Source organism: Legionella quateirensis, from assembly GCF_001467955.1.
In the GTDB taxonomy this organism is placed as follows: Bacteria; Pseudomonadota; Gammaproteobacteria; order Legionellales; family Legionellaceae; genus Legionella; species Legionella quateirensis.
The window spans coordinates 95124-108142 of record NZ_LNYR01000031.1; the positions used below are offsets into that span (position 1 = coordinate 95124).

Here is a 13019-nt window from a genome sequence, read left to right on the forward strand (position 1 = left end):
GATAGTGAGTATATGAATGAAGATAATCGATACACATATTCCTGAAATCAAAATAATAGAACCGCGTATTTTTGGTGATGAACGTGGTTTTTTTTATGAAACTTTTCAGGTCAAACGGTATGAGGAATTACTCGGTATACAGGATGCTTTTGTCCAGGATAATTATTCAAGATCGCAAAAAGGTGTTTTACGAGGACTTCATTATCAAAGCCAACAAACTCAAGGTAAGCTGGTTTCCGTTTTAGCCGGAGAAGTTTTTGATGTTGCTGTGGATATTCGTCTGGGGTCTCCCACTTATGGTACGTGGGTTGGGGTTATTCTCTCTGCTGAAAACAGGAGGCAGTTCTGGGTTCCCAAAGGATTTGCGCATGGATTTTATGTTCTAAGTCCTATGGCGGATTTTGCTTATAAATGCACAGATTATTATCATCCTGAAAGTGAGCTTTCTATCAGTTATCTAGATCCTGAACTGGCAATTGATTGGCCCTTGAATGGCGAGATACAGCTTTCTGCAAAAGATAGCGCAGCGAAACCTTTAAACATGATTGATACTCAACTTTTACCAAAATATAGAGATTAGATGAAATTACTAATTACCGGTGCAAATGGTCAGGTTGGATCAGAGCTGATAAAGGCATTTGCTAGCACTAACCATGAAATTATTGCCTCTACAAGACAGGAACTGGATTGCACCAATATTGATGATGTGAGTACTTTTTTAACTGCTAACCGACCTGATTTAATCATCAATGCGGCTGCATATACCGCGGTTGATAAAGCAGAAGATGAGGCCTGTTTGGCGGAAACTGTAAACGCAGATTTTGTAAATGAATTAGCTGCATATTGCCTACACTGGAATATTCCTTTAATACATCTGTCTACAGATTACGTCTTTGATGGATTAAAACACGATTCTTATAGCGAGCAGGATAGTACAAACCCACAAGGTGCTTATGCAAAATCAAAATTGTGTGGTGAACAGTTTATAACATCAATGTTAACAGAATATATTATTTTACGAGTAAGTTGGGTATTTGGTGTATCGGGTTCTAATTTCGTAAAAACCATAGTAAAACTGGCTTCATCACGTGAAGAGTTAAATATAGTAGCTGATCAAAAAGGCAGACCAACAGCAGCTCGAGATATTGCCAGAGTAATCGTTGAGATAGTAGGGAAAATTGATTGCCCGTCTTTTAACCAATGGGGAATTTATCATTATGCCGGACAGGGTGATACTACCTGGTATGAATTTGCAAGAGTATTTATTGATATGGTAAAAGACAGCAATACCAACTTGAATTTGGCTCGTTTGAATCCTATTACTACGGAACAGTATCCAACGAAAGCCAAAAGACCCAAAAACTCTATACTGAATACAACTCGGATAGAGCGGACATTAGGAATCGAGTGTCATGAATGGAAAAAATACTTACCTGAAGTTATAGACAGCATCATTACTAAAGAAGAAACCCATGAGCTATCACGTTAGAAATTTATTAGTCACTGGAGCCGCAGGCTTTATCGGGTCTAATTTTGTACGCTATATGTTTGCGCTTTATCCCGAAATTAAAATAATAAGTCTGGATAAATTAACTTATGCGGGAAACCTGGATAATTTATCCGCTGTAGACAAGGAAAAAAACCATATTTTTGTTCAAGGCGATATTACCGATAAAGAACTTGTTTTAAGTTTATTAAGACAGTATCGCATAGACACTATAGCGCATTTTGCAGCAGAGTCTCATGTCGATAATTCGATTAACAATCCTCAACTGTTTCTTGAGACCAATATTATTGGAACTTTTACACTGCTTGAAGCAGCACGAAGTTTTTGGTTAGATGAAAACAAATGGGATAAAAGCCATTGCAGATTTCATCATGTATCTACGGATGAAGTTTATGGTTCATTAGAAGAGCATGATCCTGCATTTACAGAACATCATATGTATCAACCTAACTCGCCTTATTCCGCATCCAAGGCTGGTTCTGATCATATTGTCAGGGCTTATTTTCATACTTACGGTTTACCTGTTACTACATCCAATTGTTCTAATAATTATGGGCCTAATCAACATAGAGAGAAATTAATTCCCAAAGTGATTCATGCCTGTCTGAATCAACAACCGATAACCGTATATGGAAATGGAACGAATATACGTGATTGGTTGTATGTAGAAGATCATTGTGAGGCCATCAATGTAATTATCCAGAAGGGAGCTGTAGGAGAGGTCTATAACATTGGCGGAAAGAATGAGCTGGATAATTTGAGTCTAATCCGGACTATATGTCATCTAATGGATGATATAAAACCTATGTCTGATTCCTATGAGTCTTTAATTGTATTTGTGGAAGATAGAAAAGGTCATGATAAACGATATGCTATAGATAACAACAAAATTCAAACTCATTTAGGATGGACTCCGCAAGGTAATTTTATTCAAAAATTGATGAGTACAATTCAGTTTTATGCACAATGAGAGATCGATGCAGGGATGCATGATCTGGATAAGGAATGTAATGCTTAAATATACTTCTACTTTAGTCTCAGGATTTGTTCTGGTTTTAAGCTCTTTTTCGATTGTGAACGCAGGTCAACGATGCATCCCCATTTTGAGCCTTCCGATAGTAATCAATCAACCTGGCCATTATTGTCTGGCGCAGAATTATTATTACTCTGGTGATACTCATGCAATTACAATTAATTCCTCGCATGTAACTCTGGATCTTAATCAGCATAAAATTGAGTTAACTCCCAGGAACCCCTCAAATCGTATCTATGGTATTTATTCTTTTAATGCACATGATCTTATAATAAAAAATGGAACGGTAAGTGGATTTATGTATGGAGTGTATCTTGCCGATCCGAAAGGTTCTAACACAAGCAGGGACAGTACATCAGGAAATTATCTTATAGAACATTTGATTTTGACGAATAACTTATTTCGAGGCATCCGGGTTGAAGGAGTTAATCAGACTGTTAGAAATAATAAAATTGTACACACTGGCGGCAGTTCTGTTTATAACAATTCGTTTGCTATGGGCATAGAGATTATAGGCCCCAAGGCTCGAATTGAACACAATAGCATTATAGATACTCATGCTATGGGTATTGGCGAAAGCATTGCCATTTCATTTTCCAATAACTGCAGCAAGTCTGTGGCTTTGGAGAATCAAATTTTTAATCATTACGGTTTGTTTGAAAAAAGAGCTCGCCATCGAGGTACCTCAGGGCATAGTTTCGGGATTTGGGTTGGTGGAAATCCCGAATATCTTACAGATGTGGTGATTAATAATAACAGTATCAAAAACTTTTATTATGGCATTGTCTATTCATCCCCAACTAAAGGGGTGGTTATCAGTAATCAGTTCCATGACGTAGATCGAGATTTGTATCTTAATGGTTCGGTAGTGATTAATTAAAAAAATAGGAAAAATGCAGCAATAATGATACCTTATTCCGATCTTAATAAAAATTACACATATGAAGCAACTTACTGAAAGTACACTCTGGAATGAACTTCAAAAGCAGGCATCTAATATCCGTTTGTTAACAGGGACGGGTTTGCAGCAGTTGACCCATGCTCATGGAAGTCAGTACAAAAAACACATTGGCAGCGTAACTTTTGATTTTTCCCGGCAACGGGTGAATGAAACAATTATTGATTTGCTTATTCAATTGGCTAATGAAGTTGGCTTGGCTGAAAAAATTGATTGTTTAATGAATGGTTCAAAAGTGAATGTTAGTGAGAATAAAGCTGCTCTTCACACCGCACTTCGGGATTTAACGAATAATCCAGTCTATGTTGATGGATTGAATATTATGAATGAAGTGATTGATACCAGAGAAAAAATAAAGTTAATCTCTGATTTGGTAAGAAACAGACAATGGCTTGGATATTCCGGTAAGCCTGTTACTGATATTGTAAATATTGGTATGGGAGGGTCGGATTTAGGTCCTCGTTTATGTATTAATGCACTGACAACCTACAGTATTGACTCATTGAATTTTCATTTTATTTCAGATGTTGACCCGGACAGTTTCAATCAAGTGATTGCACGAATTAATCCTCAGACCACCTTATTTATTATTTCATCCAAGTCCTTTACAACAAAAGAAACTTTGTTAAATGCATCAAAAGCTATAAAATTGTATGCCACAGGGCAATCTATTGATCAACATTTTATAGCCATAACAGCTCATCCTCCCCGAGCTTATCAGATGGGTATAAAAACAGTGCTACCTATTTGGGAATGGGTTGGTGGTCGATATTCATTTTGTTCCGCTGTGAATTTAATAACAGCTATTGCTATAGGCTATGAACAATTTGCTGAGTTACTTGCTGGCGCAAATGGTATCGATAAACACTTACAGTACACTGATTTTAAAGAAAATGTTCCCGTGCTTATGGGCTTGCTAGGCATTTGGAATAATAATTTTCTGAATATTCATAATGTACTGATCTTGGCCTACTCAAAAAGATTGGAATATTTTATTCCCTATGCGCAGCAGCTTGATATGGAAAGTAATGGTAAATCCATAGACGTTAATGGGCGTGTAGTTAATTATGCTACCGGGCCTATAGTTTGGGGTGGATTGGGCAATCAGGCTCAACACAGTTATTTACAGTTATTATGTCAGGGAACACATAATTGCGCCGCAGATTTTATCACGTTGCAGACTCCTGATAATCATATTCTCAATTCAATGTGTGATTACAAAATGAAAGTGTTGAGCGAAGGTATTGAGTCTATTGAAAATCCAAATGGTTATATACCGGGTAAAATGCCGTTGAGTCATATTAGTTTATCGGATTGTTCTCCATATTCTCTTGGTGCTTTAGTCGCTTTATACGAACATAAAGTATTTGTGCAAAGCGTTATTTGGAACATTAATCCATTTGATCAGCCCGGTGTAGAAAGCGCTAAATCTGTCGGTGATGTTTATTCTGTATTAAATTAACGTCACATAAGTATAAATTACTCATTGAACATGCACTAATTTAATGTAATAGATGAATAAAGTTGGTAAGATCTCTACCTAATTTAATATGTACCAGGACTTGTTGACAATTGCTCTATAACCTCTAGGTGGCGTGGCTTGTCCACGCCATCCAGAAGATCTTTGGATACCGTGGACAAGCCACGGTACGTGGGTGTAAGTCAATTGTCAACAGATCCAGGTGAACGCTGAGAGAATTTAATCTAATGAAAGGTATTATCCTGGCGGGTGGCTCTGGAACGAGACTTCATCCCCTTACAAAAGCCATTAGCAAGCATATTATTCCGGTTTATGATAAACCAATGATTTATTACGCCATTTCTACCTTGATGTTGGCAGATATCAGGGAAATACTCATTATTTCTACTGAAGAGCATCTTCCATTGTATCAATTACTATTGGGTGATGGATCTCAGTGGGGCGTTTCATTTTCCTATGTGATACAAAATGAACCTAAAGGTATAGCTGAAGCATTTATTTTAGGTGAGACGTTTATTGGAACTGATCCGGTTTGTCTTGTTTTAGGCGATAACATCCATCAAGGCCGGGGCTTGTCGGAATTATTAAAAAATGCGAAAAATAATTTGAATGGAGCTACTGTATTTGCATACTACGTCGACAAACCGCAGGCTTATGGAGTTGTTGAATTTAATGACAAGCAACAGGCTATTTCCATAGTAGAAAAACCTTTGGAACCTAAATCCAATTATGCCGTCACCGGTCTGTATTTTTATGATAATCAGGTGATAGACGTTGCGAAGAGTTTAAAACCTTCTGGAAGAGGTGAGCTCGAAATAACGGACATTAATCAATTTTATTTATACGAAAATAAACTTGATGTTCAAGTTCTCGGAAGGGGGTTTGTTTGGCTGGATATGGGAACACCAGAAACTCTATTATCAGCAAGTAATTATATACATATGATAGAACAGCGGCAGGGATTAAAAATTGGCTGCCCGGAAGAAATAGCCTGGCGAATGAACTTTATAAGTGATGAAGAACTGTTACAGAGAGCGAAGGAATTGAATAAAAGCAGTTATGGACAATATCTCTCAGGCTTGTTAAATCACAATCGTTATTAATTGAATTAGGTTAGATAGTGTCCAAAATTTTAATTACAGGTGCTACAGGATTTATAGGGCGAAGTCTGGTTCCAGCCCTTGTTTCGGCGGGCCATGATGTTCGGTGTGCTGTTTGGCAAAAAGTGGATGGTCTGAACGCGGAACAAGTAGTAATAAATAAACTGGAAGAACAAATTGATTGGTCTGAAGCACTGGAAGGCATAGATATTGTGGTTCATCTGGCTGCCAGAGTACACATCATGAAGGAAAACGCCCAATCGTCACTGGATGAATATTGCAAAGTGAACAGTATCGCTACTAAAAATTTTGCAGAGCAGGCAGCCAGGCATCATGTAAAACGCTTTGTTTTTTTAAGTTCCATTAAAGTTAATGGCGAATCTACAGATGCTCATTCACCCTTTAGTGAAGAGAGTAAAGTACAGCCCGATGATCCTTATGCTAAAAGCAAATTATATGCAGAGCACTATTTGCAGGACATTAGTAAACAGACTGGAATGCAAATTGTCATTCTAAGACCGCCGCTAGTTTATGGCCCTGGTGTCAAAGCTAATTTTTTAAAAATGTTACACATGGTTCAAAGAGGGTGGCCATTACCTTTTGCCAATGTGTCTAATAAAAGAAGTTTCATATACATCGATAATTTGATTTCAGCGATAGTTTCTGTAATGGAGCATCCTGATGCAGCCAATCAGTTGTATCTCGTTTCTGATAATGATGCATGGTCATTGGCTGAATTATTAACTATTCTATCTGATGAGATGAACGTTAATTTAAAACTGTTCCATATTCCAGTTAATTTTCTTGCTTTTATGTTTAAATTGATTGGGTTAAAAAGTTTAAACTCGCGTTTGTTTGGCTCTCTGGAAGTAAGCAATCATAAGATTAAGTCTCAATTGGGATGGATGCCTCCGGTTACATCACAAGAAGGGTTGAAGATAACTGCAGCATGGTATCGATATGATCATAATTCTTAGTAGCATTGTTTTATTGCTCTCTTATGCCTGTACCAAATTATTTTGTAAGTTTGCGCAAAATTCAAAACTGATCGACAGACCTAATGACAGAACCTTACATTTAAAGCCTACGATTCGTGGAGGTGGTTTGGTCTTCATTGGATTGGCCGTAATTTCTCTACCCTATTTATGTTATTTAAATGCTGTATCCCTTGGGGATTGGACTGGTTTGCTGATTGGAGTGATTCTTTTAGCTGCAATTAGCTTTTTAGACGATCTGAATCATTTATCTGTAACGATTCGGTTTGCAGTGCAATGTATTGTGGCTTTAATTATTTCAATATTTTTAAGGCCTGAAAAACTCGAATTCATATTTTTCTCTTTGAGCAATCAATATGTTGTTTTTATTTTAATTTTCTTTACGGTGATCTGGGCTATCAATCATTTTAATTTTATGGATGGACTGGATGGCTTTTGTGCCTTGCAAGCAATCTTTTTATTAGGTTCTTATTTTATTTTATTTAACTTTTATCAGGCTGCTGTATATCAAGATTTTTGTTTTATTCTGATAACCTGCTTATTTGCATTTTTAGTATTTAACTTTCCTCCTGCCAAGTTATTTATGGGTGATATTGGTAGTGCTTCATTAGGACTCATTATTTTTTCTTTAGCATTGATTGGACAGCAAAGGTTTCAGATTCCTCTATTATATTGGTTTTTATTGAATGGGTTGTTCCTTTTTGATTCGACGATTACTTTAGTACGAAGGATAGCCAATAAGGAACGCTGGTTTGCCCCACATAGGAAACATGCTTATCAGCGATTAAAGCAATTGGGTTTGGATACTCGTATAATATTATTAGGACAGATGATAATAAATGGCATCATAGGGTATTTGGTTTTGTGCGTACTAAATAACAGCATCAATGCGGTGTTAGCGACATCATTAGTATTGTGTTTATTAATTGTTGTTTATTGTGCGGTTGAAAAGATATATCCCATGAACTAGGAGCTGTTCCCTTGTGTTTTAGAATATGCGCCAGGATTAGCTCAAGCACAGCAATTTAAGTGTGCTTCGATCTGTCAACCGTCTTTGGAAGATGCACTTAAATTTTCTTTTAGTTCGCTTACTTCACTTAGATGTTCATTTTCCCAGCGAGATAAGGCTGTTCTGTTGAACTGCAATTCCGAATAAATATTAATGGGGGTCAAACGAGTTGAGAAATTATTTGTTTGCGATTCATCTTTATTGTTCAGGATGGATGACAAAATCAGATTTCCCAGTTCATTTTTAAAGTGGTACGGATCCCAAAACCAGTGCATGGCAGTATGTGTATCTTCTTTTTCGGGAAGTTGTTCTGTCGTAATTGCATTAACTTTATTAAAACCCCACAATTCAAATGGAACATTGGGATGATTTTTATTGTGCAGGTCTATCATATCAACCAATTCTTTTTGCCATTGCTCATACAAATTCCATAAACCCAATTGTTTATAGGTTTCCAGTAGCCGTATGTGCTCTGGTGCAATGACCAGAATTAACTGAGTATTATTTTTTTCACAAATAGCGATGATGTTTTGCATGTACTGCAGCGTGTTAATCTGCTGTTCTTTATTTGTGAATCCAAATAATTCGTGTGGGGGAGGTAATAAAGAGGATTTGTTAAAACGCTCTGTATAAAGGAAATTGTTTTTATAGCCTTTTAATTGATTGACCTGATCTTCTCGATAGTTAAGAACCAATTGTCCATTACTTTGGAATGCATTTTTTTTGTTTTGGCTGCTTATAGTTTCCAAACTTGCCTTGATGGCATCATAAGAAAGTAAGGTGGTGAAAACATTATTGAGTGCGAGTGGGTTGTTTTTCCCTTGTACATCCACTCTTAAAATGGATTCATCAAAGTCATCTCTATTGTTGATGTAGGCATTAAACATAAAAAAATTGACTGCCAGAACCACTTTTTTTACAGGTTTTATGGATTCCGCATGTTGTAGATAACGCATTACTTCATAGATATTCGCGCCACTCAAACCCAGATTATAAACTCGGGAATTATTCCAGGCAGGGAATTGTGGATTTAAACCGGTTTCTGCTGTAGATGAACCGAGGATTAGTACATCGGGTTTGTTCCATTCTACTGCCATGGCTTTTGCCAGCCGAAGATGAGAAGTCACTACAGGTTTTTGGCTGAACCGTTGAATAGGAAGTGATTTATAAATATTGTAAGGATTGACCAGCCAGTTCAATAAAATAATGATTGAACAGAGTGCAACAAGAAATGAAAGGTAATAAATTGAGAATTTTTTAAAATAATTCAATTCGGTTCATCCTAGAATTTATAGTATAAAAATTCACTTATATGGCCAAAGGCCAATAAGGATAACAGGGTCATGATGGCACAAAGAGCCGCATTAAAAGCATTGGGACTCCATTGTAAAAAACGATACGAATAAGGTTCAATTTCTCCAGGATATGTTTCCAAAGCTGGTTTGTATTGATGCAGTAATTGTTGCGAGTTTGGGGCTATAAACACAATGAAACTGGTAATGCCTAATAGAACAAATAAATGATTTAATGATGCAGGTGTATAAAGTTGACTCGTTAATGAAAAATCAGTACTCACCAGAGACTTTAAAATTTGGTGACTTGTATTGAATGATTCTGCTCGAAAAAATACCCAGGCAAGTGCGACTGCCAGAAATGTTATGATACGCGCTATTAACGTATTGATAAAAGTATTAAGGGTAAATAAAGATCCGGAATAGTATTTTTTTAAAGACAGCCATAAATGGTTTATTATCAAATAGAAGCCATGCAGCATACCCCAGATAACAAAAGTCCATGCTGCTCCGTGCCAGATTCCTCCAATGATCATAGTAATCATCAGGTTGGTGTATCGGCTGATACTGCCCTTGCGATTACCGCCTAATGGAATATAAATATAATCTCTTAAAAATCGGGACAGAGTCATATGCCAGCGGCGCCAAAAACTAATGATATTATTGGCCTTATAGGGCGAATTAAAATTCAATGGAAATATAATTCCAAAGATGCGCGCCAGTCCAATAGCCATATCAGAATAGCCAGAGAAGTCAAAATAAAGTTGAAAGGAATAAGAAAAAGTTCCGCACCATCCTTCTACAAAGGTCACGGGACCTTTTGACGCAGCATCAAACAGAGTATTGGCATAAGGAGCTAATGAATCCGCGATCATGGTTTTTTTAAATAAACCGATGGAAAACAGAGTCAGGCCTATTGATATGTTTTCCCAACTGAGCATTTTTTTCTGATCAAATTGCGGCATTATTTCTCGATGATGCAGTATTGGACCAGCCATCAAATGAGGGAAAAAAGTTACAAACAAACCATAGTTTCCCAATTTGGGAGGTTGGATCTGTTTTCGATAGCAATCAGTTAGATAGGCGATTTGGGTAAAGGTAAAAAAGGAAATACCCAATGGTAAATCCCCATTCAATAACTCCATTGGCTGGTTGAATATAAAATACAAATTGGATATTAAAAATTGACTGTATTTAAAATAGATAAGCAGAGACAGATCTCCGAAAACACCTAATAAATAAAATATTTTATTGTTTCGCATCATAAGCAAACTGATGCAGAAATTAAATCCAATTGAACCAAGTAATAATGGCAGATACAAAGGATTCCAATACCCATAAAAAATTATTGAAGCGACAAACAGATAGAAAATTGAGTGGGTGCCTTTGAATAAGGTTTGCAAAACAAGAAACAGGGTAAAGGTAATCGGCAGAAAAATAAGTAAAAATGAGTAGGAATTAAAGAGCATTATTTTAAATCAACTATTATTATGGTGCCTGATAGAGCGGATTATACAGCGTTGTACTTTCAACACAAAATTAACCTTGATAATCCATATATGGTGTTACAAATGACCGAGGTAAAAGGCTAAGGTATCCCCACAAAATTTGAACAGGCAATTTAGCGCATAGCATGCCTAATAACAGATCCATCCTCGTCTTTGCGAGCGCAGCAATCAAGAGTCCTACTTCAATTGCTTCTCTGCGCTCTTTATGACGAAGTTTAATAGACTAATTTATCTATTGTATGAGCATCGAAAGTCTGTTCACTTTTTGTAATGATGAATTAGGTAATAGGGATACAACTTGATTTGACTCACCTGAACTAGAGAAAAAATAGATGTTGTGCCAAATTGATGGACCTGTCTTTACAATATTTTGAATTCATGAAATGATGCCAAAAGATTTTTGGATTAATAAATGCAAAAGACTTATGAATAATTTAGAAAAGGATTCTACTACAAATATATTATTTGTATCTCAACGGTTATCTGATTTTGTCGAAATGCGCAGGGCAGCGGTTGGTTTAAAAAAGTACGGTTATAGATGCATCATGCTTTTTTGTGGTGTTGGATCTCAAGTTCACGATAACATTGTGATTCAGGAAATAGACAATAGCATTAGTGCCGGTGAGTTTGATAATAAAATAATTTATAACGAAGTTTCTATTAATTTCAATACATTAGCTCAGAAAATAGTGCGTTTTTTCAATTTTAATAGAGTGGAACTTGAACCAAAAGCGCTACCTGAAATACCAACAGAGCTCATCAACGAATTAAACACAGAAATCCAGGAAAAGCAACCTGAAAGTGAGCCGTTGAGATGGTATAAAAAACTAAAGATCGTTCAATTTTTTCATAGAAATTATCAGAGAAATTATAGAATTGTTAAATATAAGTTCAGGTCTCTGAAATCGGCCTACAGAATTGCGAATCATTACAAAGCAAAAATAAAAATAAAAACCAAGGCGTGGATAATCAGATCGGTTTCTTTTCTGAATCAATTATTTTTTTCACCCTACTATGTAATACCACTCAGTTATAAAGTGAACTATAAACGGTTTTGTGAACTTCTGACAAAGCATCAGATTAATTTAATTATTTTACCTGAAGATATTGTAGGAAAAATAACTCCGGTACTTATAAAAGCAGGCCATAACAATAAAATTCCAAGTATGGTTTTACCTTATACCATCTGTAATCAATCCGAAGCCTTCCAGGCCTTAAAAGAACGTGATGAATTGAGTATAAACAGTAAGTTGATTAATAAGGTTCTGGGTATCCTCTTTAAATCCTGGGTCATGAAAGATGAACAACATGCAGTGCTTCGACTTCCTGCCCCTCATGTTCTTGGTCATCTTTTCATACGAAGTTCACCGCCAGATCCATGGATGATGAACAGTGGCTATGCAAATGTCATTGCAATCGAAAATGAACAAATGTTTCAATATTATCGAAAGAGTGGAATTCCTGCTTCTAAAATGAAAATTACCGGGGCATGTTATGATGACAATTTGGCGGGCTATTATCTGGATAAGGAAAATCAGCGAGCCAAATTATACAAACAACTTGATATTCACAGCGACAAGCCATTGTTTTTAATCGGTGGTTTTCCAAATCAAATTGTTGGAAATCCTCCTGGGTTTGATTTTAAAGACGCTGAAGACGCAGTGAATTTCATTACTGAATGTGTTGATAGATTTAAAAATGATTATGAGCTGGTGTTCCGACCACATCCTAATTATTTAGAACTTTCCAAATTGTTTGCCAAAAAGAATATCCTGGTTACGGACATAGACACAGCACGGTTAGTCGCTGTGTCTGATGTATATCTGGCTTTTGCTTCCGCGACCATACGCTGGGCAATTTCTTGTGGAGTGCCAACAATTAATTATGATATGTTTTATTATGATTTCTCTGATTACAAGCATGTTAATGGGGTGCTAAACGCTTGCACCCAAGATGAATTTAAAACAGCGATTCAACGTATGAGTGATCCTGACGAATATCTGAATCTAAAAAATCATTTGGAAGTAGAAAAAATGCAATGGGGTAATCTGGATGGCCAATCTATTCATCGTATTAATGGGTTGGTCAAAGAATTGGTTCAACTTAAAAAAGTTCGTCGCAAGGCTTCTTGAGTATT

General features: G+C 36.4%; 11 protein-coding genes. 9 read left to right on the forward strand and 2 right to left on the reverse strand.

Translation table 11 applies throughout. The features are described 5' to 3' along the window. Positions 1 to 16: 16 nt before the first annotated feature. From rfbC to Lqua_RS10100, 8 genes are all read left to right on the forward strand, one after another. A complete protein-coding gene (gene rfbC, locus Lqua_RS10065; RefSeq protein WP_058474153.1) occupies positions 17 to 580 on the forward strand; it encodes a dTDP-4-dehydrorhamnose 3,5-epimerase in 564 nt (187 codons plus the stop codon). Further along, complete coding sequence (gene rfbD, locus Lqua_RS10070; RefSeq protein ID WP_058474154.1) at positions 581 to 1489, forward strand: dTDP-4-dehydrorhamnose reductase; 909 nt, start codon at positions 581 to 583, stop codon at positions 1487 to 1489. Continuing rightward, positions 1473 to 2477, forward strand: a complete 1005-nt coding sequence (gene rfbB / locus Lqua_RS10075; RefSeq protein ID WP_058474155.1) for a dTDP-glucose 4,6-dehydratase — start codon at positions 1473 to 1475, stop codon at positions 2475 to 2477. The genes rfbD and rfbB overlap by 17 nt, the downstream gene beginning before the upstream one ends. A gap of 40 nt (positions 2478 to 2517) precedes the next feature. After that, positions 2518 to 3420 carry a right-handed parallel beta-helix repeat-containing protein gene (locus Lqua_RS10080; RefSeq protein WP_083501305.1) on the forward strand — a complete coding sequence of 301 codons (903 nt, stop codon included), beginning with the start codon at positions 2518 to 2520 and terminating at the stop codon, positions 3418 to 3420. Between the two features lie 61 nt (positions 3421 to 3481). Further along, entirely contained in the window at positions 3482 to 4960 is a 1479-nt protein-coding gene (gene pgi, locus Lqua_RS10085) for a glucose-6-phosphate isomerase (protein ID WP_058474157.1), read from the forward strand. A gap of 245 nt (positions 4961 to 5205) precedes the next feature. Further along, a complete protein-coding gene (rfbA, locus tag Lqua_RS10090; protein WP_058474158.1) occupies positions 5206 to 6081 on the forward strand; it encodes a glucose-1-phosphate thymidylyltransferase RfbA in 876 nt (291 codons plus the stop codon). Positions 6082 to 6098: 17 nt separating this feature from the next. After that, positions 6099 to 7055: a UDP-glucose 4-epimerase family protein gene (locus Lqua_RS10095; protein ID WP_058474159.1), complete on the forward strand. Its 957-nt coding sequence runs from the start codon at positions 6099 to 6101 to the stop codon at positions 7053 to 7055. Beyond that, on the forward strand, positions 7039 to 8043 hold the full coding sequence (locus tag Lqua_RS10100) for an MraY family glycosyltransferase (RefSeq protein ID WP_115148766.1): 1005 nt from the start codon (positions 7039 to 7041) through the stop codon (positions 8041 to 8043). The genes Lqua_RS10095 and Lqua_RS10100 overlap by 17 nt, the downstream gene beginning before the upstream one ends. Positions 8044 to 8117: 74 nt before the next feature. Here the strand turns inward: Lqua_RS10100 and Lqua_RS10105 are convergent, their stop codons facing one another. Together Lqua_RS10105 and Lqua_RS10110 are read right to left on the reverse strand one after the other, a co-directional pair. Further along, positions 8118 to 9353, reverse strand: coding sequence for a hypothetical protein (locus Lqua_RS10105; protein WP_058474160.1), 1236 nt, complete (start codon positions 9351 to 9353; stop codon positions 8118 to 8120). Between the two features lie 11 nt (positions 9354 to 9364). After that, the gene (locus Lqua_RS10110; protein ID WP_058474161.1) at positions 9365 to 10843 is read right to left on the reverse strand and encodes an MBOAT family O-acyltransferase; all 1479 of its coding nucleotides are present in this window, start codon (positions 10841 to 10843) and stop codon (positions 9365 to 9367) included. 464 nt (positions 10844 to 11307) lie between these two features. On the opposite strand from Lqua_RS10110, the gene Lqua_RS10115 reads away from it, so the two are divergent. Continuing rightward, positions 11308 to 13014, forward strand: coding sequence for a hypothetical protein (locus Lqua_RS10115; RefSeq protein WP_133141026.1), 1707 nt, complete (start codon positions 11308 to 11310; stop codon positions 13012 to 13014). The last annotated feature ends 5 nt before the right edge of the window (positions 13015 to 13019 follow it).